The 22,243-nt window shown below is 69.5% G+C and carries 24 protein-coding genes; 14 read left to right on the forward strand and 10 right to left on the reverse strand.

What is annotated here, in order from left to right; all coding sequences use genetic code 11:
• The first annotated feature begins 164 nt into the window (after window positions 1–164).
• From thiE to ACWF0M_RS33655, 3 genes are read left to right on the forward strand one after another with little or no spacing between them, the layout of a single operon-like run.
• The gene (thiE, locus tag ACWF0M_RS33645) at window positions 165–803 is read left to right on the forward strand and encodes a thiamine phosphate synthase (RefSeq protein ID WP_452239783.1); all 639 of its coding nucleotides are present in this window, start codon (window positions 165–167) and stop codon (window positions 801–803) included.
• The gene (locus ACWF0M_RS33650) at window positions 800–1,219 is read left to right on the forward strand and encodes a ribonuclease domain-containing protein (RefSeq protein ID WP_452239784.1); all 420 of its coding nucleotides are present in this window, start codon (window positions 800–802) and stop codon (window positions 1,217–1,219) included. Before thiE ends, ACWF0M_RS33650 begins: the two co-directional genes overlap by 4 nt.
• Complete coding sequence (locus ACWF0M_RS33655) at window positions 1,216–1,641, forward strand: barstar family protein (protein ID WP_452239785.1); 426 nt, start codon at window positions 1,216–1,218, stop codon at window positions 1,639–1,641. The genes ACWF0M_RS33650 and ACWF0M_RS33655 overlap by 4 nt, the downstream gene beginning before the upstream one ends.
• On the opposite strand, the gene ACWF0M_RS33660 is transcribed toward ACWF0M_RS33655, so the two are convergent.
• Window positions 1,624–1,977, reverse strand: a complete 354-nt coding sequence (locus ACWF0M_RS33660) for a DUF4180 domain-containing protein (RefSeq protein ID WP_452239786.1) — start codon at window positions 1,975–1,977, stop codon at window positions 1,624–1,626. The genes ACWF0M_RS33655 and ACWF0M_RS33660 overlap by 18 nt on opposite strands.
• Before the next feature lie 57 nt (window positions 1,978–2,034).
• Here ACWF0M_RS33660 and ACWF0M_RS33665 point away from each other — a divergent pair, with 57 nt between their 5' ends.
• The gene (locus tag ACWF0M_RS33665; protein ID WP_452239787.1) at window positions 2,035–2,472 is read left to right on the forward strand and encodes a helix-turn-helix domain-containing protein; all 438 of its coding nucleotides are present in this window, start codon (window positions 2,035–2,037) and stop codon (window positions 2,470–2,472) included.
• Here ACWF0M_RS33665 and ACWF0M_RS33670 read toward each other — a convergent pair whose 3' ends face one another.
• Window positions 2,473–3,540 (reverse strand): polyprenyl synthetase family protein, encoded by a 1,068-nt coding sequence (locus ACWF0M_RS33670; protein WP_452239788.1) that lies wholly within the window; start codon window positions 3,538–3,540, stop codon window positions 2,473–2,475. It abuts the gene before it with no gap.
• A gap of 58 nt (window positions 3,541–3,598) precedes the next feature.
• On the opposite strand from ACWF0M_RS33670, the gene metF reads away from it, so the two are divergent.
• A complete protein-coding gene (gene metF / locus ACWF0M_RS33675; RefSeq protein ID WP_452239789.1) occupies window positions 3,599–4,516 on the forward strand; it encodes a methylenetetrahydrofolate reductase [NAD(P)H] in 918 nt (305 codons plus the stop codon).
• Window positions 4,517–4,520: 4 nt separating this feature from the next.
• The gene (locus tag ACWF0M_RS33680) at window positions 4,521–5,060 is read left to right on the forward strand and encodes a SixA phosphatase family protein (RefSeq protein WP_452239790.1); all 540 of its coding nucleotides are present in this window, start codon (window positions 4,521–4,523) and stop codon (window positions 5,058–5,060) included.
• A 60-nt stretch (window positions 5,061–5,120) separates the two neighbouring features.
• Here ACWF0M_RS33680 and ACWF0M_RS33685 read toward each other — a convergent pair whose 3' ends face one another.
• The 3 genes from ACWF0M_RS33685 to ACWF0M_RS33695 all read right to left on the reverse strand — a co-directional run bounded on the left by ACWF0M_RS33685 (window position 5,121) and on the right by ACWF0M_RS33695 (window position 9,329).
• On the reverse strand, window positions 5,121–7,343 hold the full coding sequence (locus tag ACWF0M_RS33685; protein WP_452239791.1) for a HelD family protein: 2,223 nt from the start codon (window positions 7,341–7,343) through the stop codon (window positions 5,121–5,123).
• A 91-nt stretch (window positions 7,344–7,434) separates the two neighbouring features.
• Entirely contained in the window at window positions 7,435–8,742 is a 1,308-nt protein-coding gene (locus ACWF0M_RS33690) for a phytoene desaturase family protein (protein WP_452239792.1), read from the reverse strand.
• Window positions 8,742–9,329: a DUF4126 domain-containing protein gene (locus ACWF0M_RS33695; RefSeq protein WP_452239793.1), complete on the reverse strand. Its 588-nt coding sequence runs from the start codon at window positions 9,327–9,329 to the stop codon at window positions 8,742–8,744. Before ACWF0M_RS33695 ends, ACWF0M_RS33690 begins: the two co-directional genes overlap by 1 nt.
• A gap of 162 nt (window positions 9,330–9,491) precedes the next feature.
• Here ACWF0M_RS33695 and ACWF0M_RS33700 point away from each other — a divergent pair, with 162 nt between their 5' ends.
• Both ACWF0M_RS33700 and ACWF0M_RS33705 read left to right on the forward strand, forming a co-directional pair.
• Window positions 9,492–11,396, forward strand: coding sequence for an N-acetylmuramoyl-L-alanine amidase (locus ACWF0M_RS33700; protein ID WP_452239794.1), 1,905 nt, complete (start codon window positions 9,492–9,494; stop codon window positions 11,394–11,396).
• A 10-nt stretch (window positions 11,397–11,406) separates the two neighbouring features.
• Window positions 11,407–12,144 (forward strand): hypothetical protein, encoded by a 738-nt coding sequence (locus ACWF0M_RS33705; protein WP_452239795.1) that lies wholly within the window; start codon window positions 11,407–11,409, stop codon window positions 12,142–12,144.
• Here the strand turns inward: ACWF0M_RS33705 and ACWF0M_RS33710 are convergent.
• Together ACWF0M_RS33710 and ACWF0M_RS33715 are read right to left on the reverse strand one after the other, a co-directional pair.
• Entirely contained in the window at window positions 12,131–12,601 is a 471-nt protein-coding gene (locus tag ACWF0M_RS33710) for a YbaK/EbsC family protein (protein WP_452239796.1), read from the reverse strand. The two genes, ACWF0M_RS33705 and ACWF0M_RS33710, sit on opposite strands and share 14 nt — an antisense overlap.
• A gap of 162 nt (window positions 12,602–12,763) precedes the next feature.
• A complete protein-coding gene (locus ACWF0M_RS33715; protein WP_452239797.1) occupies window positions 12,764–13,315 on the reverse strand; it encodes a DM13 domain-containing protein in 552 nt (183 codons plus the stop codon).
• Between the two features lie 376 nt (window positions 13,316–13,691).
• On the opposite strand from ACWF0M_RS33715, the gene ACWF0M_RS33720 reads away from it, so the two are divergent.
• From ACWF0M_RS33720 to ACWF0M_RS33735, 4 genes are all read left to right on the forward strand, one after another.
• Window positions 13,692–14,201 (forward strand): DUF6504 family protein, encoded by a 510-nt coding sequence (locus ACWF0M_RS33720; RefSeq protein ID WP_452239798.1) that lies wholly within the window; start codon window positions 13,692–13,694, stop codon window positions 14,199–14,201.
• Window positions 14,198–14,671, forward strand: a complete 474-nt coding sequence (locus ACWF0M_RS33725; protein ID WP_452239799.1) for an SAV_6107 family HEPN domain-containing protein — start codon at window positions 14,198–14,200, stop codon at window positions 14,669–14,671. The genes ACWF0M_RS33720 and ACWF0M_RS33725 overlap by 4 nt, the downstream gene beginning before the upstream one ends.
• 50 nt (window positions 14,672–14,721) lie before the next feature.
• A complete protein-coding gene (locus ACWF0M_RS33730; RefSeq protein WP_452239800.1) occupies window positions 14,722–14,994 on the forward strand; it encodes a hypothetical protein in 273 nt (90 codons plus the stop codon).
• 63 nt (window positions 14,995–15,057) lie between these two features.
• Window positions 15,058–16,269 carry a DUF480 domain-containing protein gene (locus ACWF0M_RS33735; RefSeq protein ID WP_452239801.1) on the forward strand — a complete coding sequence of 404 codons (1,212 nt, stop codon included), beginning with the start codon at window positions 15,058–15,060 and terminating at the stop codon, window positions 16,267–16,269.
• A 47-nt stretch (window positions 16,270–16,316) separates the two neighbouring features.
• On the opposite strand, the gene ACWF0M_RS33740 is transcribed toward ACWF0M_RS33735, so the two are convergent.
• Window positions 16,317–16,676: a cupin domain-containing protein gene (locus ACWF0M_RS33740; protein WP_452239802.1), complete on the reverse strand. Its 360-nt coding sequence runs from the start codon at window positions 16,674–16,676 to the stop codon at window positions 16,317–16,319.
• 184 nt (window positions 16,677–16,860) lie between these two features.
• On the opposite strand from ACWF0M_RS33740, the gene ACWF0M_RS33745 reads away from it, so the two are divergent.
• Both ACWF0M_RS33745 and ACWF0M_RS33750 read left to right on the forward strand, forming a co-directional pair.
• A complete protein-coding gene (locus ACWF0M_RS33745) occupies window positions 16,861–17,667 on the forward strand; it encodes a methyltransferase domain-containing protein (RefSeq protein WP_452239803.1) in 807 nt (268 codons plus the stop codon).
• 271 nt (window positions 17,668–17,938) lie between these two features.
• A complete protein-coding gene (locus tag ACWF0M_RS33750; RefSeq protein WP_452239804.1) occupies window positions 17,939–18,343 on the forward strand; it encodes a DUF3040 domain-containing protein in 405 nt (134 codons plus the stop codon).
• A 133-nt stretch (window positions 18,344–18,476) separates the two neighbouring features.
• Here ACWF0M_RS33750 and ACWF0M_RS33755 read toward each other — a convergent pair whose 3' ends face one another.
• Together ACWF0M_RS33755 and ACWF0M_RS33760 are read right to left on the reverse strand one after the other, a co-directional pair.
• A complete protein-coding gene (locus ACWF0M_RS33755; RefSeq protein ID WP_452239805.1) occupies window positions 18,477–20,780 on the reverse strand; it encodes a transglutaminase family protein in 2,304 nt (767 codons plus the stop codon).
• A gap of 175 nt (window positions 20,781–20,955) precedes the next feature.
• Entirely contained in the window at window positions 20,956–22,242 is a 1,287-nt protein-coding gene (locus ACWF0M_RS33760; RefSeq protein ID WP_452239806.1) for a DUF58 domain-containing protein, read from the reverse strand.
• Window position 22,243: the final 1 nt, after the last annotated feature.

Below are 22,243 nucleotides of genomic sequence, written 5' to 3' on the forward strand. Positions count from 1 at the left end.
ATGGGGCCTCCCGGTCTGGACTGAGGAGCGGAGGGAGCGAAGCGACCGGAGCGACGAGGGAAGACCGGGAGTCACAGCCCCATGACCCGCCGCGCCGGAGGCGTGGCATCCAACACAGCATGCCCTCAACCCTACTTCTGCGGGGACATGGCAGGCTTTGGGGTGTGACTGACCACACCGACCGTCTCGCGGATGCCCGGCTCTACCTGTGCACGGATGCGCGCGAGAAGCAGGGCGACCTCCAACAGTTCCTGGACGCCGCGCTGGCCGGCGGCGTGGACATCGTGCAGCTCCGGCAGAAGGAGATGGAGGCTGCCGACGAGCTGGCCGCGCTGGAGGTGTTCGCGGACGCGTGCCGGCGGCACGGCAAGCTCCTGGCCGTCAACGACCGCGCTGACATCGCGTTCGCCGCGGGTGCCGACGTACTGCACCTGGGGCAGCGTGACCTGCCGGTGCATGCCGCTCGCGCGATCGTCGGGCCCGGTCCGATCGTCGGGCGCTCGACGCACACGTTCAGCCAGGTGAACGCCGCGGTCGACGAGGTGGGTTCGGACTACTTCTGCGTCGGGCCGACCTGGGCGACGCCCACCAAGCCGGGGCGGCAGGCCGCCGGTCTGGACCTGGTGTCGTACGCGGCCGGCCGCAAACAGTCGAAGCCGTGGTTCGCGATCGGCGGCATCGACCTGGAGCGGCTGGACGACGTACTCGAAGCGGGCGCAACACGCGTGGTCGTCGTACGGGCGATCACCGAGGCGGACGATCCGGGGGAGGCGGCCGCCGCGTTCAGCCGGAGGCTTCGGTGATCAACAACCCGAAGGCCGCGCGGATCGTCGCGGTCGTCGTGATCGCCATGCTCGTGATCACCCTCGCGGCGTCGCTGTTCGGTTGTGCGGCCGACAAGAAAGCAGACGTCGACCCGACCAGCGGACTCAAGTACGTCGCCGTGGCGGACCTGCCGAAGGAGGGGCAGGACACGCTGAAGCTGATCGACCAGGGCGGCCCGTACCCGTACAGCCGCGACGGTGTGGTGTTCGGCAACCTCGAGAAGATCCTGCCCAAGCACGACCGCGGCTACTACCACGAGTACACCGTGAAGACGCCGGGGGAGAAGGACCGAGGCGCCCGCCGGATCGTGACCGGCAACGACGGCGAGCGTTATTACACGGACGACCATTACAAGTCTTTCCGCCGGATCGCGGAAAACGGGGGAACTTCATGAGCTCGCTGAGCAAGCTGTTGACCGAAGGGCTGCGGCCCGGTGTCTACCGCTGGCGATCCGCCCCGGACGCTGCCGACGTACGCCGGGATGCTGCCGCCGCCGGGTTCGGGTTCGTCCTGCTCGACACCGGGGAGATCCACGACAAGACCGGGTTCCTCGACCTGTGCGCGACCGCGTTCGATCTGCCGCGCTGGTTCGGCCGGAACTGGGACGCACTGGCCGACTCGCTGAGCGACCGGTCGACGGGCGCACCCGAGGTCGTGCTGTGGACCGGCCTGCGGCACCTGCTCGAACACGACCACGACACGGTCGACGTCGCACTGCAGATCTTCGCCGAGGACACCACGAACTCCGGCCAGCTCCGCGTGCTCATCGCCGAGAAGGAAACGCCCGACCTCCTGAGCTCACTGCCGGTCCTGTAGCTGCTCCGTCAGTTCGCCGAGGTCCGCTGCGAACAACAGATTGCGGCCGCGGTTGCTCTCCCGCACCCAGTCCGCGAGCGGCTTGCTCGCCGCGACCCGCTCCGAGATGTCGCCGACGACGGCCAGGCCCATCTGGTACGTCACGAACTTCTGCGTGATCGCCCCGGCCCGCCCACTGCTCAGCTCGAAGAACTCGTCCCCCAACTGCTCCGGCGAGAACGCGATCCACTCGGCCTGGTGCGCGTAGTGCGCGTCGACGATCAGTTGCACGGCGTCGCTCTCGTCTCCGAGCGTCGTGTCGCTCACGTGGACCTGCACTCCAGCCAGTAGCACCATGTACCCCAAAATACCGTAAGCTCCTCGATTCGGCTATTTATAGGGAATTCTAAGGAAATGCCTTACGCTGAGAAGATGGCCCAGGAGCTGTATTCGGTGGAGCAGGTGGCCAACCAGTTGGGCCTGCACGTCCGTACGATCCGGAACTACGTCCGCGACGGGCGGCTGAAGGCGGTGCGGATCGGGAAGCAGTACCGGATCACCCGCGAGGACCTCGAGGAATTCACCGGTACGCCGGCCGCCGTGATCGCCGTCGACCGCTCCACGCGGCACGTCGAGGCGTCCAGCATCGTCCACATCGACGCGGTCGACCGCGCCACCGCCGACCGCCTCAGCACCCACATCCACGGTGCCCTCAACCAGCCCGAGGCGGTCCACCTCAAGGCCGAGACGATCTACGACGAGGAGCGCGCCGTCCTCAAGGTCATCGTCCTCGGCAACCTTCCCGCCACCGCAGACCTCCTCCGCCTGATCAACCTGCTGGCGGATCAGTAGTCAGACGACGCGCGAGGTCGCCGCGACCGCCAGGTCGGTGAGGGCCTTACGGGCGGTGTCGTCGGCCAAGGGGGCCTGGTCGAGGGCGTCGAGGGCGTCCTCGGTGCGCTCGGTGATGAGGTCTTCGCAGGCCTGTACGGCGCGGGAGTCCTGGAGGATCTCGCGGAGCAGTTGGATCTCGTCGTCGTCGAGGTCCGGCCGCCCGAAGAGCCGGTCGAACTCGGTCAGCTGGATCTCCGACGCGTGGTCGACGGCGTACGCGATCAGGACCGTCCGCTTGCCCTCGCGCAGATCGTCCCCGGCCGGCTTGCCGGTGAGGGCGGGATCCCCGAATACCCCGAGCAGATCGTCGCGCAACTGGAACGCCTCGCCCAGCGGCAGCCCGTATCCGGACAGCGACGAGATCAACTGCGCGTCCCCGCCACCCAGCGCAGCACCGACGTGCAGGGGCCGCTCGATCGTGTACGTCGCCGACTTGTACCGCAGCACCCGCAGCGCCAGATCCATGTCCGACTCGCCACTCGCCTGCGCGAGCAGATCGAGGTACTGCCCGGCCGTCACCTCGACCCGTACGGCGTCGAAGTACCGCTCCGCCCGGGCCAGGGCCGCCGCGTCGAATCCCGACGTGTGCAGCAGCTCGTCGGCCCAGATCAGGCACAGGTCTCCGAGCAGGATCGCGGCGCCGACGCCGAACCCGACCGGATCCGCGCCGTGTCCCGATTTCGCGGACCGTTCCCGCTGCAGCGCCTCGAACCGGCGATGGGCAGCTGGCGCGCCCCGCCGTACGTCCGAGGAATCCATCACGTCGTCGTGCACCAGCGCGCTGACGTGCAGCATCTCCAGGCTCGCCGCGGCGGTCAGGATCGGTAGCGCCGGGTCGCCGCCCGCAGCGCGGAAACCCCAGTAACAGAAGGACGGACGCAGCCGCTTGCCGCCGCTGGTCGCGTCCCGCGCGGCCTGTACCTGCTCGGCCAGCTCCGGCCCGATGGCGCCCAGCCGCTCCTCCTGCCGGTCGAGGAACTCACTGAGCGCCCGCTGGATCCCGCCCGGGATGTCCACATCGTCCACGTCTCGGAGCGTAGTCGGTGGGCAGACGCCAAGGCTCACCGCGGGTAACCTGATCGCCATGGCCAACGGTCTTCCCTCGACGCTTCCCGGCGGTGCGCCGACGATCCGCGAGCTGCTCGCGTCCGGAGACCGATCCTTCTCGTTCGAGTTCTTCCCGCCGAAGACCGCCGAGGCGGAGGAGGTGCTGTGGCGGTCGATCCGCGAGATCGAGCAGCTGCGGCCGACCTTCGTCTCGATCACGTACGGCGCCGGCGGGACAACGCGTGACGGCACCATCCGGGTCACCGAACGGGTCGCGCAGGACACGTCGCTGACGCCGCTCGGGCACCTGACCTGCGTCGCACACTCCCGCGACGAGCTGCGCTCCGTGATCGGCGCGTACGCCGGATCCGGCGTACGCAACATGCTCGCGCTCCGCGGCGACCCGCCGGGCGGTCCGAACCAGCCGTGGGTCGCGCACCCCGAAGGCCTCAACCACGCCATCGAGCTGGTCGAGCTGATCCGTTCGCTCGGCGACTTCTGCGTCGGCGTCGCTGCCTTCCCGGACAAGCACCCGGAGGCGACCTCGCTCGAGGCGGACGCGCAGGTGCTCGCCGCGAAAGCCCAGGCCGGCGCCGACTACGCGATCACGCAGATGTTCTTCGGCGCCGACGACTACTTCCGGCTCGTCGACCGGGCCGCCGCGCTCGGCTGCGACATCCCGGTGCTGCCGGGCATCATGCCGGTCACGAACATCAAGCAGATCCAGCGGATGGCCGACCTCACCGGTATGGCGCTACCGGCCGCCGTCACCGAGCGGCTGCTCGCCGTCGAGGACGACCCGGCCGCCGTCCGCGAGGTCGGCGTCGAGATCGCGACCGAGCTGTGCGAACGCCTGCTGGCCGGCGGCGCACCCGGCATCCACTTCATCACCCTGAACAGATCCACCGCGACGCGACAGGTCTTCCGCAACCTCACAGCCGCCGTCGTATCCTGACGCAATGGCTGACCCGTCGGACCTGTTGATCGACCGCACGCTCGTCCTGCTCCGGCACGCGAAGGCGGTGCCGCCGGAGACCAGGCCGGATCTGCCGGACCTCGACCGCCCGTTGGCCGACCGCGGCCGCGCCGACGCGGGCGCCGCCGGCCGGCATCTCGTTGCCCAAGGCATCGAAGCCGACCTGGTCCTGTGCTCGCCGTCGAAGCGCACCCGCGAGACCTGGAAGTACGTCGCCGAGGCCGGCGTCACCGCGAAGGACGTCTGGTACGACAAGCGGATCTACAGCGCCGACAGCGAAGGGCTCCTCGACGTCATCCACGACGCGCCGGCCGAGGCCCGCACCGTGATCGTGGTCGGCCACGCGCCGGGCATCCCGTGGCTCGCCGACGAGCTGGCCCTGGACGGCACCAGCCCCGAGCGCGTCGAGCTCACCCAGAAGTACCCGACCTCCGGCCTCGCGATCCTGCACCTCACCACCCGCTGGGCCGACCTCTCGGCCAACGACGCCGACCTCGTCTCGTACGTCGTACCGCGCGCCTGACCGTTACGTCCGAAGAAGTGAGGGTGCGCACCCGCACTTCTTCGGACGTAAGCGTCAGCGTCAGGGTAGCCAGCGGGTGGTGCTGTTGACGGTGATCAGGCGCTGGGTGGCGCGGGTGAGTACGACGTACAGCGCCCGTACGCCGCCCAGTGTGTCGCTGACGATCCGGTCCGGTTCGACGACGACCACGGCGTCGTACTCGAGGCCCTTGGAGTCGAGCGGGCTGACCGCGACCACCCGCGGATCGTTCAGCTCGGCGAGCACCGGGTCGACGACCGGGCGGAGCGCCGGCGGCACGATGACGCCGACGGTGCCCTCGACCAGCTGCAGCAACTCCACGGCCGCGTCACCGGCCGCCTCGGCGACCTTGGCGGCGTCGAAGATCCGGTGCTCCGGCTCCACTCCGGTACTGCGAACCGCGTTCGGCAGGTCCGCGTCCGGGATCGACTGCCGGATCACCTCACCGGCGAACGAGTAGATCTCAGCCGAGTTCCGGTAGTTGGTGGACAGCCGGAACGCATGCCGCTGCAGGTGCGACAGCATCGAGTCCATCGCGGCCCGCGCCTCGTCCGGATCCGGCCAGGAGCTCTGCGCAGGATCGCCGACGATCGTCCAGCTGGCCTGCGGCCCGCGCCGCGTGACCATCCGCCACTGCATGGGGGACAGGTCCTGCGCCTCGTCCACCAGCACGTGCGCGTACTCCTCCGGCTCCTCCGCCTCCCGTGCCGCCGCGGCCCGGGTCCGACGCTCGGAGGTGGTCAGTACTTCGTTGACGCCGTCCGACAGCCCTTCGAGCCAGTCGAACTCTTCGTCGGTGTTCTCCACGATCGGAGGACGTCCCAGGAACTCGGTCAGCTCGTCCAGCAACGCCACGTCGGCAATGGTGAACTCGTCGGTCGTACGGATCGCGGTAGCGAGTGCGTCGACCTCAGCGGGGGTCAGGTCGTTGCGGGCCCATCGCTGGAGGCGGCGTGGGTCGCCGAGCCACCGCAGTACCGCTTCTGGGGTCAGCATCGGCCACCACTGGCTGAAGAACGTGCGGAACGCCGGGGTGTCGGTGACGCGGTCGCCGAACGCCTCGCGGTCGCCCAGAGGCCCGTTGCGCAGGTCCTCCGGGAACCGCTGCCACAGTGCCGCGATCAGACCCTTCCGGGCCTCAGCGGCGGCCCGGTTGCGGACGGTACGGCGCAGCGCGTTCCGCCGTACGTTGTCGAGCTGGTTGGCGTCCAGCTCGACCGTGGCGCCGCCGATGAACACCCGCAGGTTCGTGGGCGCGTTCGGCACCCGGTCGCGGGCAGCACGTGACAGCACCGCACGCATCCGCAGCGAACCCTTGACGGCAGCAGCTGCGGCGTTGTCGACCGCAGTGGCCTTCACACCGTCGACCAGCTCGCCCACAGCCCGCAGCGAGACCGTGTTCTCCCCGAGGCTCGGCAGCACCCGCTCGATGTAGGCCATGAACGCGGCTGACGGTCCGACGACCAGTACGCCGCCACGCTCGAAGCGCCTGCGGTCGCTGTACAGCAGGTACGCCGCCCTGTGCAGGGCGACCACTGTCTTGCCGGTGCCCGGTCCGCCGCCGATGACGGTGACGCCACGGGCTGGTGCCCGGATCGCCTCGTCCTGCTCAGCCTGGATGGTGGCGACGATGTCGCGCATCGTGTGCCCACGGGCCCGCGACAGCGACGCCATCAGCGCGCCCTCGCCCATCACCGGCAGGTCCTCCGGCGCCCGCTCCGGCGCCAACAGGTCGTCCTCGAGGCCGACGATCCGCGCGCCCTTGTTCCGCAGGACGCGGCGCCGGACGACCTTCTGCCGGTCCGTTGGGGTGGCGCGGTAGAACGGCTCGGCCGCAGGCGCGCGCCAGTCGATCACCAGCGGTTCGTACTCCGCGTCGCGCACACCGATACGCCCGACGTACAGCTTCTCGAGCGCGTCCGCGGTCGCCGCGGCCGCCTCGTCGTCGCCGTGGTCGGAGTCGAGCCGGCCGAAGACCAGGCCTTCGTGCTCGGCGTCCAGCTCGGCGATCCGGCGCGCGGCCGCGAACACCAGCACGTCGCGCTCGTACAGACCGGTCTGCTCCTCGTCGCGGACCCGCCCGACGTTCTGCGCCTGGCCGCGCTGGTGGCCTTCGACGGCGATCCGGGACGCGGACCGCGCGGCCTCCTCGACCCGGCCGTACACCCGGTCGACATGCTGTTGCTCCGCCGCCAGCTCAGCCCGCTCCACGGTGTCATGGTCGTCATGGGTGTCGTGATCGGCTGATGTGGGGGTTTGATCCACCGAGGTCCTCTCTACGGCCGGGACCCGCCCCGACTCAGAACACAGGAACAACCAATCTTAGTTGGCCTCCTTGTCCAACCCCACAGCGGTCTCAGGCCTTCCCGATGGCGTCGGCCACGATCGCGGCGCCGAGTGTGGTGGCGGGCACACCGGAGCCCGGGTGCGCGCCCGCGCCGACGCAGTACAAGCCCTTCACCGGTGACACGTTGGTGGCCCGGCGGCGGGCGGTCCTGTAGCCCTCCCAGGCCACACCCGCCCACCAAGACGGTGACGTCTGCCGTGACACCACGTTCTCCCGGACAGGCAGGCCACGGGCGACCAAGAGGTCCAGTACGTCGTCAGTCGGGTAGCCGTGGACCAGCACGGACCAGGCCTGGTGCCCGGCGGGTGCTGTACCACCTGTGCGGACGACTACGGGCGGTGTCCCGTGCAGCACGGTCTCGAACGGCAGCTGCGGCACCGGATCCTTCAGACCGAGATGTACGACGTACGCCGCCTGCGCCTGGTGCGTGGACAGGATCCGCTTGCGGGCTTTCTTGGCGACCGGATCGTCGACGAAGGACTCGTACAGGATCCTTGGGTCCACGTCGCTCACGACGATGTCCGCGAGCAGCTCCTCACCGTCAGCGAGCCGTACGCCGGTCACTGCCCCACCTGCGGTCGAGACGGCGACCACCTCTGCACTGGTGCGCACCGTGATCTTCCGCTCGCTGGCGCGTTGCACCAGGGCGTCGGCCAGTGCGCCGAATCCACCTGCGATCGTCCAGCGCCCGAAGGTGCGCTCCAGGTACGACCAGACGCCGACGTACCCCGGTGTGAGGCTGGCGTCCGATCCGCCTTGGGCTGCGAAGTGCCGTAGTACCGCACGGGCGCGGTCGTCGGTCAGCTCGCGCTGCGCGACCTTCTCCAGCGACTGCCACGGCTTGAGGGCGCGAATGGTCTTGATCGGCAGCTTGTCCTCGAGCGGTGGCTCCAGTGACGTCTTGCGGAGGATCTGCCAGGTCTCGCCGTACGCGTCGACCAGTGCGGTCCACTGCTCGGCCACAGGTGCACCTGCCAGGTCGGTCCAGGCTTCTTCTTGTGCACCGCGGTCGCTGACGGGCAGGTCGAGCACGGAGCCGTCAGAGAACATGTGGCGACGTGGCTCGGACACCGGGTCCAGCTGCACCAGACTCTCGATCGGACGGCCGCTCTTGCGGAACAGGTCGCGCAGCGCGGCCGGCAGCGTCGTACTGGCGGCTCCGGCGTCCCAGGTGAACCCGTCCGCCTGTACGCGGCCGAGCGCGCCGCCCAGGTGCTCGTTGCGTTCGCAGATGGTCACCTGGTGACCGAGCTTGGCCAGCCGCACAGCACTCGCGAGACCGGCCAGACCGGCACCCACGACAATCACATTCGCCATTAGGCAACACTTTTCTCTCGCCAAGCCCTGAATCTGACATACCCGCGCCGGATGAACCTGAACGCGAAGTACACCGCGATCAGTCCGAGGATCAGCAGCACCCCGGCGATGACGAGCGCGACCTCCGGGTGGAAGGCGGCCAATGACATCACGCCGGCGACCGCGACGTCCTCCCCGGACGAGGCGGCGATGTTGGTGACCGGCTCGGGGGAGGTGTTGATCGCGAGCCGCAGACTCGCCTTCACCGCGTGCGACAGCAGCGCCACCACGCCGCCGGTGGTCGCGATCAGGGCCTGCTGCAGCGTGCTCGCCTGACCGGACATCAGCGCGGCCAGGACCGCGCCGATCACGGGCCGGACGACGGTCGAGATCGCGTCCCAGGCGGAGTCGACGTACGGGATCTTGTCGGCGACGAACTCGACCGCGAACAGCGCACCCGCGACGATCAGGACCGGGGTCGTGGTCAGCGAGTGCGGTACGTCGCCGGCGCCCGCGAACCGGCCGAGCAGACCGAGGATCAGCACGCAGGCATAGGCGTTCACCCCACTGGCCCAGCCTGTCGTGACGGCCAACGGCAGCGCTTCCATCGTGGTACTCCGTAACCCTCGGCACCGGCATGATTTCGTCAGTATCGAACTCGACAACGTGAGTTTTGGTTAACCGTTGACATCCGCGTCGCCCCGACCCACAGTGACTAGGCTGCCAGTCTGTGTGACCGGCACCCGCCCTACGGGTTCAGGAGAACAATCATGCTGCGTCGTCCGAAGATTCTTGCCGCACTCGCTGCGGTAGCGCTGCCGGCCGCCCTGGTCGGCGTGTCGTTGGGAGGTCCACCAGCCGCGGCCGCACCGCCTGATGCCGCCTCGGCGTTCAGCCAGGCCGCCGCGAAGTACGGCGTACCGGAGCCAGTCCTGCTGGCCGTCTCGTACGCCGAGTCCCGCTGGGACGACCACGCCGGTGCTCCGAGCACCACAGGTGGCTACGGCCCGATGCACCTCACCTCGCTGGGGGACTCCGAGGTCGAGGACCTGTCCGGTAAGCAGAAGGTCGCCACGGCCGAGTCGCTGCAGACGCTGCAGAAGGCGTCCGACCTGACCGGCATCGACGAGAGTGCGCTGCGCGAAGATGCCACCGCCAACATCAGCGGTGGTGCCGCGGTGCTGGCGTCGTACCAGAAGTCGCTCGGCCTCCCGGTCGGCGCGGAGACCTCGCCGGCCGAGTGGTACGGCGCGGTGGCGTCGTACGCCGAGGCCCCGGACAAGGTCGGCGCGGGCGGTTTCGCCGACGACGTCTACTCGATCATGGCCAAGGGCGCGGCCCGTACGACGAACACGGGCCAGCAGATCGTGATGCCGGCGCTCGCCGTGACGCCCGACAAGTCGCAGATCGCCAAGCTGTCGCTGCCGGCCGGTGTGCAGCCCTCCACCTCCGACGTGGAGTGCCCGCCGACCCTCGGCTGCGAGTGGCTGCCCGCGCCGTACTCGGAGTTCGGTGCCGGCGACTACGGCAACCACGACCTCGCCAACCGACCCAAGACCGGCAAGATCGACTACATCATCATCCACGACACCGAAGGCACCTGGCAGGGCGTGCTGAACCTGGTGCAGGACCCGACGTACGTGAGCTGGCAGTACACGATGCGCTCGTCGGACGGCCACGTCTGGCAGCACGTGAAGGCCAAGGACGTCGCCTGGCACGCCGGCAACTGGTACGTGAACATGCACAGCATCGGCATCGAGCACGAGGGCTTCGCGGCCCAGGGCGCCACCTGGTACACCGAGTCGCTGTACCGCAACTCGGCCAAGCTGGTGCGCTACCTGGCCGTCAAGAACAACATCCCGCTCGACCGCGCGCACATCATCGGCCACGACCAGGTGCCGGGCACCGTCCCGTCCACGGTCCGCGGCATGCACTGGGACCCGGGACCGTACTGGGACTGGGAGCACTACATGGACCTGGTCGGCGCGCCGATCTGGGGTAAGTCCGTGCTGCCGGTGCGCACCGGGTCGATCGTCTCGATCAAGCCGGGCTTCGCCGACAACGTCCAGGTAGTCAACAGCTGCGACACGGCCGGTACGCCGTGCAAGCCGCAGGGCACCAACTTCGTCTACCTGCGCCAGGCGCCGGACGACAACGCTCCGCTGGTCAAGGACCTCGGTCTGCACCCGGACGGGTCGAACGGCACCACCCAGGTCTCCGACATGGGCTCCCGGGCCGCAGCGGGTTCGGAGTACGTCGTGGCGCAGCGGGACGGCGACTGGGTAGCCGTGTGGTACCTGGGCGCGCTGGCCTGGTTCAAGAGCCCGGCGTCCGCTCCGGACGCGTTCGCCAAGCCGGGTCTCGTCGTGAAGCCGAAGGCCGGGCTCACGTCGGTGCCGGTGTACGGACGCGCGTACCCGGAGAAGTCGGCGTACCCGGTCGGGATTCCCTACCAGACGGTGACGCCGCTGCAGTACTCGATCGGTGCGGGGCAGGCCTACCCGGTGGGTGACCTGAACATCGAGACCGACTACTACCGTGCGGTGACGTTCGCCGGGGAGCCGCCGGCGGACCACGTCCAGGTGCTCGGGACGGACAAGTACTACCAGATCTGGTTCGGCCACCGGATGGCCTACGTACGGGCCGCTGACGTGGATGTGCGGCCTGCCATTTAGTCTGTCTGCCGTGATCGACGAAGCCGTTCAGCTCTTGCTGGACGGCTTCGTCACGTCGATCCGGGAAGTCGCAGCCGTGGAGGCGGTCTGGCTGCACGGCTCACTGGCGCTGGGGGACTACCAGCTGGGGCGCAGCGATCTGGACGTGATCGCGGTCGTCTCCGCATCACCTTCGGCAGCTGTTGCTGACACGCATCGAGAGCTGATCCGCGCGGACCCGCTGGCCGCCAAGCTGCACTGCTCCTACATGCACACGTCCCAGTTGGCCGATCTCTCGGTCCGGCACCCGACGTTCGCGCAGGGCCGGTACTTCGACCGCCCGGTGACGCCGGTGACCCGCCGAGAGCTTGCCATCGGCAACCGCACGCTCTACGGCCCGGCGCCGTCGGAGCTGCTCCCGCCGACGACCGACGAGGAACTGTTCGCGTTCATCCGCCGCGACCTGCGCGAGTTCTGGCTGCCGGCCACCCGGAAGCGGAGCAACTGGTACGCCGACATCTGGGTCGACCTCAGCCTGCTCACGATCGCCCGCGCACACGTCACGCTGGCCACCGGCGACCTCATCACCAAACGCGCCGCCTTCGACGTCCTGCCCCGCCTCGGGGCGCCCGCCGACGTCGTCGAGGACATCCGGCGCCGCCGCTACGGGACCGACGTGCGGACCGGTCCCTGGTGGCGGCACACCCGCGCCGGCCTCACCCGGCGCTTCGTGCGGACCACAATTCCCGCCGTACTCAGTTCACCGTAATCGGCGTGCCGGCGGTCAGCTCGAGGAGTTCGGCGTACGTCGTCGGGAACACCGAGTGCGGGATGCCCGCGGCGGCCCAGATCACCGGGTACTGCTCGAGCGAGGTGTCGACGTACGTCGGGACGCGGCCCGGATGCCCGACCGGGGCGACGCCACCGATCGACTGACCGGTGTGCTCCTTGACGAACTCCGGCGTGGCCCGCTTCAGCTTCGCGATCCCGAGCTCCGCCGCGACCTTCGCGGTGTCCACCCGGTGCGCACCCGAGGTCAGGATCAGCACCGGAGCGCCGTCACCGTTGAAGATCAGGCTGTTGGCGATCGCCCCGACCTCACAACCCAACTCCGCCGCCGCAGCCGCCGCAGTCGGCACCGCCTCATCCAGAATCACGATTTCCCCGGTCGCACCAGCCGCCGCCAGCACGTCCGCCACCTTCTGCACACTGGGATGACTACTCACCCCGTGAGCTTATGCGCGCACCTCCCCAATGTGTGGGTGAACAGCGGGCCCGTGAGACAGGTTCTGGTGGGTTGGAACCTGGTATTCCCTGTCCGGCGCCCCCAGAAGGTGTCTCTTCCCCCGACAACCGGCCGACCGTGACACATCGGACGGGAGAGCTGTTTAGGCGAGGGCGGCAGCGCCGAACGAGACGTTGAAGCGGTCGCACCAGATGGCGACGCTGCGGTAGGTGTTCAGGTTCAGGTCGTGGGGGAGCGCGTAGTTCTGGTTGCCGTGGTTGGCCTTGAGGCTGCCCAGGTTGCGGTACTGGCCGTCGTCGAAGACGTGCCAGCCTGCGCGGCCGGGCGTCACCTCGGCGTCGCTCAGCCAGACCTTGAGGTCGGGGCCGTCGGAGGTGTCGAGGTTCTCGATCCGGAGGATCCGGCTGCCGTCGGCGAGGGCGAGTACGGCGACCGTGCCGGACGTCCGGTGTTCGTGCGTGATCAGCTTCCCGGTCAGCAGAACCTTCGGCTGCTGGGTCGGCCTTTTCGGCTCGACAGAAACTGTCGGTGGCGTGGTCGACGATGAAGTCGTGGAGATCGGAACAGCGCCGGGCAACGCCTCGTCGACGACCTTGTCGGTGACGAGCCGCCACGGCTGGAAGAGCGGCAGCGCGACCGCTGCCACCACGACGGCGACCGCCGCCGCGGCGATTCCGGCTGTCCGTTTCTGCACCGTTCGTCCCTCCGTTGCTGGATCTCCAGTCTGGCGGCCGGACCGGTCGCCGGGCGGCGCGCCGGGATTACGGGCCGTTGACGATTGTCGGCGGGCGGCGCTACGCTTCCATTGTTCGAACAGATGTTCGATTACCTCGGCCCCGGTTTCGTCGGGAGGCCGGACCGAGGTGAGCCGGGCAGCTGGACGGCTCCGGTGCGGAGTTGCGGCCGCATCGGAATCCGGTGGTCCCGGCGGGCCGGGCACCGGGGTGGTCCTCGACCCCCACCCCGTGCCCACCCGCCGGGCCGCCGGCTCGGGGCCCGGCCCTCGACACCGCATCGGAGCAGAGCCAGACCGGAAGCAAGCGCCGGGTGCGAACAGGAGGCGATGGAGCATGTGGGAGTTCGACGACGCCGTCGAGGTGCACACGGTGCCCGTGGACGGTGTGCAGACCCCCGACCAGTTCCTCTGGCGCGGTCGCCTCTGGCGGGTCCGCACCATCAGGTCCCAGTGGACCGAGACCGCCGCCTGGTGGGAGCGCGGCGTGATCGGCACCGGCCACACCCACGACCCGCGCGCCTACGCCGGTTCGCTCGCGCGGATCGATGCGGCCACCGTCGCCGAGGCGTGCTCAGCAGCCCGTACGACGTCGCGTCCGACCCGGACGCACACAGCCGGCGTGGCAGCGGCGGCCAACCCCCGTTCGCGCCCCGCTGCCACGCTCCCCGCCTCGGACGACAGGACCCCGGCCGCGGTCGGAGTGCTGGACGCGGACTGGGGGCCGGAGCGAGCGGTCTTCCGCGTCGAAGCCGGTTGCGGAAGGCACGGACGGCAGGAGACGTTCGATCTCGCCCACGACCCGGACTCGGGCCGTTGGCAACTGGAAAGGGTGACCGACCGATGACTGTTTCACCGGTATCGCCGGCCGCGGCCGGCGCGGCCAGCCGAGAGCTGTCCCGTGCCCGCGCCGCCCTGGCCGAGGCAACGGAGACCAACGACCACCTGATCCGCTACTCGAGTGCGCACGTCGCGGCGCTCCGGGTCGCGGCGGCGGTCCTCGCCGTCCGCGCCCGGCCGGTCCGCTCGAGCAGAGGCCGCCGGGTCCAGCGCAACGCCTGGGTGCTGCTCGCCGAGGTCGCGCCGGAGTTCGGCGAATGGGCCACGTTCTTCGCCGCCGGCGCCGCCCAGCGCGCCGCCGCCGAGGCCGGCCTGGCGCGCGCCGTCAGCACCCGCGAGGCAGATGACCTGGTGCGCGCCGTCGACACGTTCTACACCCAGGTGGAAGCCAGCCTGCGGCTCTCCACCACCCCGGTGCTCACCGCGACCACCGACCCCCAGTCCGTCCTCACCCAACCCTGGATGCAAGCCAGCTAGGGGGTGCCTGACACGCCCTGGACTCACCCCGCAGTGAGGAGATCCCGACCGTGAGCGAAACGTCGAGAGGCCTGGGTGAGGACCTGTGTGGCCGCGTCCACGCCCTCACCGATGCCGAGTGCTACCTGCCGGACACGCACTACCCACGACCCCACCAGGCGCTGTCCGGCGAGTCCTGGCACGACGGCCTGTGCACGCGGTGCGCCGGCTCCGGCATCCACTCCGAGATCCGGTCCGGCGTTCAATCCGACTTTCTGTGTCCCACCTGCAACGGCACCGCCTTCGAGCCGCTGACCCTCCCCGACACCTACCAGCCCGGCTGAGTCACCGAAAGGTGTCCAGAAAGGTGTTCAAAGGTCGGCCGGACAGCGTCTAAGGTCGGCGGGGTGAGCGGACTTCCGGTGTTGGATGTCGAGGAGCAGCGGGTTCTCGGGAGCTTGCTGGAGAAGCAGAGCACGGTGCCGGCGTCGTACCCGTTGACGGCGAACGCGTTGCGGACGGCGTGTAATCAGACCAGCAACCGTGAGCCGGTCGTCGACTACGACCAGGGCACCGTGGAGCGGACCGCACGGTCGCTGCGCGATCGGGAGCTGGTGCGGATCGTCTGGGCGGACGTCGGGCGGCGGACCTTGAAGTACCACCAGATCCTCGACGAGAAGCTCGAACTCGAGGAGGACGAGCGGGCGCTGATCACGGTGTTGCTGCTGCGTGGCGCCCAAGCGCCGGGGGAGCTGAGGACGCGGACCGAGCGGCTGCACAAGTTCGAGGACCGGAGCGACGTCGAGGCGTGCCTGCGACGGATGGCCGCGCGCCCCGATCCGCTGGTGCGTGAACTGGAACGTCGTGTCGGGCAGCACGATCGCCGCTGGATCCACCTCCTCGGCCCCGTGTCCGAGGCGGAAGCGGTCGCCGTCGTCGAGAGCGTCGACCGCGACACGGTCATCGCCGACGGTGCGGACGAGCGTGATGCCCGCGTGCGTTCGGCGTACGACGCCGTTGCGACGACGTACGCGGACGAGTTGCTGGACGAGCTCGATGCGATGCCGTTCGAACGCTGGCTGCTCGACCGGGTGATTGCCCACGCCAACGGTCAGCCGATCGTGGAGGTCGGCTCGGGCCCAGGTCACGTCACGGCGTACCTCGCCGACCATGGCGCGGATGCGACCGGTGTCGACCTGTCGCCGGAGATGGTTGCCGAGGCTCGTCGGCGCTTCCCACACCTGACATTCGAGGTCGGGGACCTGCGCCGCCTCGGCCGTCCGCCGACGAGCTCCGGGTGGGCGGCGGTTCTCGGCTGGTACTCGCTCATCCACCTGGCCGCGTCCGAGCTTCCCGATGCGATCTCCGCGTTGACGCGGCCGCTCGACCCGGGCGGTTGGCTGGTGCTCGCCCTGCATGCCGGCGAGGAGATCAGCCACGTCGACGAGCTGCTCGGCCACGAGGTCAACCTTGACTACGTCCTCCACGACCCGGCGTACATCGTGAGCGTGGTCGAAGCCGCCGGCCTCACCGACACGGAGTGGTACCTGCGCAGCCCGATCACGACCCGCGCCGAAACCACCCGCCGCCTGTACGTCATTGGCCGCACCCCGTCCTGAGGCAGCAGCTCTCTCTGAATGCTGCCGCAGCTGGACCGGTCGGTGTGTCAGGCCTTGGCGTACGTCTCCGCTGCGAGCGACTCGAACTCCAGGCCGACCGCCGGATCGTTGCCGACGACCCACGCGTCGTGCCCTGGTTCGATGACGTACGCGCTCCCCGGCGCCAGGCGTGCCTTGGTGCCGTCGTCGTGGACGACCTCCATCTCGCCCGACAGCAGGGTTCCGACATGGCGGACCTGGCATGCGTCGCCGCCGATGACCGGACGGATGCACTCGGACCAGCGCCAGCCGGGCTGGAAGGTGATCCGGGCGACACTCGCGCCCGGCAGTTTGACGACGTCGACGCTCGTCTTGTCCGGTGAACGGTGCTCGTCCGGCTCGTCGAAGGACTTGCTGAAGATGGCCATGATCCCTCCCTGGTGATCGGCTGTCCCCTCGCACCAGAGCGTCGCGCTGCGGCGGGCCCGGCGATAGATCCCAGCAGTTATGGACCGCTTACGACAGCGGGCGGGCGGTCGGCGGGATGGACGAGGTGGAGTGGAAGTAGGGTGTGGCGCGGTGGGGTGGTGATGGGGTCCGGCTGGAGGGTTGATGGTGGAGCGGCGGCGGCGCAGCGTGCGGACGGCGTTGGTGGGAGAGGCGCTGCGGGTCGCGTTGGCGGACCGTGCGCGCACCGATCCCAACGCTGGACTGGACCGTGCCGGATCGGACCGTGCTGGACTGGACCGTGCTGGATCTGAGCGTGCCGGCCTGGACATCGTCGATCTGGGTGGCGGGACCGGCGGGTTCGCGGTTCCGTTGGCGGTCGAGGGACATCGGGTGACGGTGGTCGACCCGAGCCCGGACGCGCTGGCCTCGCTGGAGCGCCGCGCCCGGGACGAAGGCGTGAGCGAACTGGTCCGCGGCGTTCAGGGTGATGCGGCCGAGCTCCCCGGGCTGGCAGGGGAGTCGAGCGCGGACGCCGTACTGTGCCACGGCGTGCTGGAGGTCGTCGACGATCCGGTACAGGCGCTGCAGGCGATGGCATCGGTGCTGCGAGAAGGCGGCGTACTGAGTCTGCTGGTTGCGCAGCGCAACGCGGTCGTCCTGGCCCGGGCGCTGGCCGGTCATCTGGCTGAGGCCCGGATCGCGCTGGAGGATCCGGACGGGCGCTGGGGTGCGTCCGATCCGATGCCGCGGCGGTTCGACGAGGCCGGGATCACCGGGCAGTTGGCGGATGCCGGGTTCAAAGTGCATACCGTGCACGGCGTCCGGACCTTCGCCGACCTGGTGCCGTCCGCGTTCGTCGACTCCGAGCCCGGGGCCGCCGACTCGCTGGCCGAGCTCGAGCGGGCGGCCAGCCGGCATCCGGCGTTCCGCGCCCTCGCGACCCAGCTGCACATCCTCGCCACCCGCTGAGCACCAACTGAGCCTGGCCACCAACTGGGCCATCCGTTGACGAGTTCGCGACGGAGGGTGACGAGTGGGCTACCTCCGGCACGGTGAGCGAGTGGTTGCTGTCAACCGGCTGTGAGCGACACGCCGAAGGACACAGGTTTGGGACCGGCCTGGCCGGGGCAGTTGCCGGACCGTGACGCGCTGGACAGCCGGTCAGGGTTTCGTGTGGCGCGGGCGCGGCCTAGACTGAAGGTGGCCTATCGAGATCGCGCTCATCATGGAGGGATCGACGGTGCCCCTCTCGGAAGAAGAGCAGCGCCAGTTCGAGCAGCTCGAACGTGCCCTTGCTGCGGAAGACCCGAAGTTCGTTTCCGCCATGCGTGGGACCAATGTGCGCTTGTACTACAAGCGCCGGGCAGTGCTTGCCGGCGTTGGATTCGTGCTGGGCATCGTGGTGCTGATGACCGGCGCGATCATCCCCAACACGATCATCGGAGTCATCGGCTTCGTGATGATGGTGGCTTGCCTGTACATCGCGGCGCTGAGCATGAAGCGAATCAGCAACGCGGGAGAGTCCGACGACATCCCGCCGCCGTCTCCGCCGACCAAACGGCACCGGACCAAGCACGACTCGTCCGGCAGCTTCATGGAGCGCATGGAAGACCGCTGGCGCCGCCGCCGCGACGAGGATCTCTGACCGCACCGCCGACTCAGGCCCAGAACCACACCCGTGCCCTGGTGGAACGGGTGTGGTTCTTTTTGCGGCAGCACCAGCCCGGCCGGCGGCCCGCTCGGTGCACGGGTCCAACGCCACCCGCTGTAGCAGGTAGTCAGTTGTTGTGTGCGCGCTTCGGGAGTAGGAATGAGCGGAGACGGGCCAGCAGCAGATCGAACTCGTCCAGGAGATCGGACGCCTCGGTCGTGCCTCGGCTGAGGTACCACCGCCAGGACGGCGGTAGCAGCCGCGCCCGCCAGCGACGCCTGGCCCGAGTCCTGGACCAGAGCGCTTGCCGTACGGCGGTTGCGTCGTCGCGAAGGTCCAGCTCGGAGTCCGCGTCCCCGGCGTACCGCAAAGCCTCGATGCCGCGGGCCAACCGGCGCGCGGCCGGGTGGGTCTCCTCGGGAAGCTGGGACGTCAGCCACTGACCGGCCTGCCGTGGCGTCGAGATGTCGGACCAGTCGAGGCCCAGATCCCGCGACGTGTCCCGGATCTCCGCCCACAACCCTTCGGCTCCGACACGTCCCGGCGGTCTCAGGAAACGCCGTCGCCGGGTCAATGTCCGCACCAGCCAGGGGATGCACAGCAGCAGGACGACACCGAGCCCGCCGGCGATCGCCTTGCCGCCGCCGTTGGTGAACCAGTTGCCGGAGTCAACGATCGCCGTACCGTTGTCGTTCGGCAGGTTCGGGTCGGTCTTCGGCTTGGTGATCCCGGGGGTCTCCCGGCCGCCCGGCGTCGACGGCACGCTGGTGGGCGCGGTCGTCGGGCTGGTCGGACCCTCGGTCGAGGCGACCGTCCAGTTCGGCGTGGCCGCGACCCGGGCGGACGGCGTCGGCTCGAACCGGACCCAGCCGATGCCCTGGAAGTACAGCTCCGGCCAGGCGTGCATGTCGTGCATCTTGACCGTGAACTGACCGTCCTTGCCGGCCGTTCCGGGCAGGAAGCCGATGCCGACCCGGGACGGGATCCCGACGATCCGCGCCATCAGTGCCATCCCGGTGGCGAACTGCTCGCAGTACCCTTCCTTGTTGTTCAGCAGGAAGTCCTCGAGCGCGGACATCCCGCTGCCCTTGGCGTTCTGCGTGCTGTAGGTGAAGCCGCCGGCGGTGCGGAACCAGTTCTGGATCAGTACGGCCGCCTCGAACTTGTTGTCCTTGGCTGCCGCGGCGATCTCCTGCGTCTTCTGCTTGATGCTGGCTGGCGTCTTCTGCGGCACGACCATCGTGTACTGGTCCGGGGCGCCGGTGGTGATCGAGTCGTGCAGCTGGTCCGGCGTCGGCTGCAGGTCGTACGACGTCAACTTGTACTTCTTGCCGCCGACGATGGACCCGTTCGACGAGACCACGTCCAGCGCGCCGGCGTCGTACCGCCAGTCACGCTTCAGCGAGATCGAGTGCAGCGGGTACGGGACCGGGACGAATTGGGAGCGGAACGTCCGGGTGACGTCGATCTCCATCGAGGTCTGCTGGACCTTCGTCAGGTCACCGGTGTAGCCGGGCGGCGGGGTCAGGTCGCTGCCGGTCAGCTTGTGCCCGGGGGAGCGTGGCGCGATCCGCCAGGTGTTGCCGTCGAACAGGTCGAGCGCGGTCAGCCGCAGGTACGTCCCGCCGCTCGGGCCGCCCTTGTAGGTGAGCGCGACGACGTTGTCGCCGCGTTTCAGGTTCTTGCCCATGTCCAGCATCGGGTCGGTCGACGAGATACTCGCGCCGATCCCGCTGCCGGTACCGCCGCCGGCCAGGCCGTTGCCGATGACACCTTCCGGCAGCGTCGGCAGCAACGCGGGCAGCAGTGCGGCGATCGCGACCACGGTCAGCCCGATCCGCCGGCCGGCCTGACCGAGCGCCGACGCCTCGACGGGCTCGGCCGCGTCGAGGTGCGAGACGCCCGAGATCCGGCGGCCCCAGCGGCTGAGCCGGCTGCGGCCCTCCGCGGACAGCAGCACGATGTAGCCGATCGCCGGCGGGATGAACAGCAACGCCGGCAGGCCGCCGTGCACGGTCGCGGCCGGCACCGTGTACATGATCAGCAGCAGCAAGCCGGACCACGCGGCCTGCCGGAGCTGTACGGCGATGACGTGGATCAGGAACCCGGTCGCCGAGATCACGGACACCGCGAACAGGGTGAGGTGCGAGTCCTGGGGGAGCGGTGCGCTGAACCGGTTGATCGAGTCCATCGCGTCGACCAGCTGGGAGTTGAACTCGATCGCCGTCGCCTTCAGCGGGAACAGCCCGAACTTCATCGTGCTGTGCAGGAAGAACAGCGACAGCAGCTCGATCAGCACGAGCAGCTGGACGATCGGTACGACGATCCGCGGTGTGCGCAGGTTCTGCAACAGGACCCCGACCCCGGTCACCAGCGCACACAGGAACGCGCTGATGAACAGGAACGGCCCGGAGAACACCGGCGTCAGCACCAGCGACCCAAGAACAGTCGCTCCCCAAGCAGCAATAGAAATCCGCGCGTGGCCGGTCATCGGGCCTCCCGTCCTGGACTGAGGAGCGGAGGGAGCGAAGCGACCGGAGCGACGAGGGAAGGGCGGGAGCTACAGCCCGATGACCCGCCGCGCCGGAGGCGTGGCATATGTGCTGTCATGCGATCCTTCCGCTTCTCAGTCCTAGGCCGGACCACACGGTGGGGAGGTGGTCGCCGCGGCGGACTCTGGCTACTCGCCAGCCGTTGCGGCGCAGTTCGTTCTCGGTGGCGTCCGTGGCGGCGGTCAGGCGGGCCGCCTTCTCGGTCGCTTCGGCGCCGACGGCCCAGCTGGCGGCGTCGAGGACCAGCGCGACCCCGGTCGCCTGGCTGGTCCGCCACCGGTTCAGGGCGGTGACGTCCTCGGCTCCGCAGGCGCCGAGGATCGCGATCACGAGGCTCGGCTCCTGTGCGTGCCGGTCGACGGTCAGCAGCGGCCCGAGCTCGGCGTACTTGTGCTCCTCGACGGTCGCGCACTCGGTCAGCAGCTGCTGCTGCGTGAGCGGCTGGTGCACCGCCGCGGAAGTCCTGTGGGTGATCGCGGACAGCGTGGTCGGCCCGCCGAGCATCGTGGTGACGTAGCCGCGCCGCATCCGGTCGATGCCGATGGAGGCGGCCGCGCTGACCGCCCACTCCAGGCTGGACGACGGACCATGCCCGTGGTGCGAGATCACCCGCGCGTCCAGGAACAGGGAGCACCGGCTCTGCCAGGGCTGCTCCTCGCGACGGACCATCAGCTCACCGCGCCGCGCGGTCGACCGCCAGTGCACCCGGCGCAGGTCGTCGCCGTCGCGGTACTCGCGGACCGTCGCGTCCTCCTCGCCGGCGGCCGCGATCGCCCGCGGCCGGTTCTCACCCGACCCGGCCCGGTCCGCGCCCAGCCGAATCTCGGGAAGCTTGTAGACCCGCGGCGTCACGAGTAGGTGCTGGCTGCGCGTGAACGTCCGGCTCGTCTCCACCAGCCCGAACGGGTCGGCCACCGTCAGCATCAACGGCCCGACCTGAAACAGTCCGCGTACGTCGGACTTGACCGGGTAGGTGACCGTACGACGCCAGTTCGGGCTCACCCGGTCGACGACGAACCGCGGCCGATGACCTAGTACATAAGGAATACGGTCCTCGAGCAGCAGCAGCCCCGCGGGCATCCGGCCCTGGTTGCTCAGTGTCAGCTCCACCGTCGCCTGTGTTCCGACCGGCACCTGGTCCGGCGCGAGACTGCGCCGTACCTGAAGCCGCAGCCGTGTCCGTCCCACGACGAGCGCCGCCACGACGGGCAGCGCGGCCAGGAGGATGCCGACGCGCAGCAGGTCCTTCTGGCCGAGCAGGAGCGCGCACAGTGAGGCAGTGAGACCGGCCGCGACGAACGCCCGCCCTCTGGTGGTCAGTCCGCGCAGTGCCTGCCGCATG

The organism is Kribbella sp. NPDC055110, from assembly GCF_053607525.1.

Coding starts and splice junctions, on each gene's coding strand:
- ACWF0M_RS33740 (WP_452239802.1), bottom strand. CDS start 16,676: ATGGCCATCTTCAGCAAGTCCTTCGACGAGCCGGACGAGCACCGTTCA.
- ACWF0M_RS33690 (WP_452239792.1), bottom strand. CDS start 8,742: ATGGCGAATGTGATTGTCGTGGGTGCCGGTCTGGCCGGTCTCGCGAGT.
- ACWF0M_RS33655 (WP_452239785.1), top strand. CDS start 1,216: ATGAGCTCGCTGAGCAAGCTGTTGACCGAAGGGCTGCGGCCCGGTGTC.
- ACWF0M_RS33665 (WP_452239787.1), top strand. CDS start 2,035: ATGCCTTACGCTGAGAAGATGGCCCAGGAGCTGTATTCGGTGGAGCAG.
- ACWF0M_RS33660 (WP_452239786.1), bottom strand. CDS start 1,977: ATGGTGCTACTGGCTGGAGTGCAGGTCCACGTGAGCGACACGACGCTC.
- ACWF0M_RS33680 (WP_452239790.1), top strand. CDS start 4,521: ATGGCTGACCCGTCGGACCTGTTGATCGACCGCACGCTCGTCCTGCTC.
- ACWF0M_RS33760 (WP_452239806.1), bottom strand. CDS start 22,242: ATGCGGCAGGCACTGCGCGGACTGACCACCAGAGGGCGGGCGTTCGTC.
- ACWF0M_RS33725 (WP_452239799.1), top strand. CDS start 14,198: ATGACTGTTTCACCGGTATCGCCGGCCGCGGCCGGCGCGGCCAGCCGA.
- ACWF0M_RS33700 (WP_452239794.1), top strand. CDS start 9,492: ATGCTGCGTCGTCCGAAGATTCTTGCCGCACTCGCTGCGGTAGCGCTG.
- metF (WP_452239789.1), top strand. CDS start 3,599: ATGGCCAACGGTCTTCCCTCGACGCTTCCCGGCGGTGCGCCGACGATC.
- ACWF0M_RS33695 (WP_452239793.1), bottom strand. CDS start 9,329: ATGGAAGCGCTGCCGTTGGCCGTCACGACAGGCTGGGCCAGTGGGGTG.
- ACWF0M_RS33720 (WP_452239798.1), top strand. CDS start 13,692: ATGTGGGAGTTCGACGACGCCGTCGAGGTGCACACGGTGCCCGTGGAC.
- ACWF0M_RS33745 (WP_452239803.1), top strand. CDS start 16,861: ATGGTGGAGCGGCGGCGGCGCAGCGTGCGGACGGCGTTGGTGGGAGAG.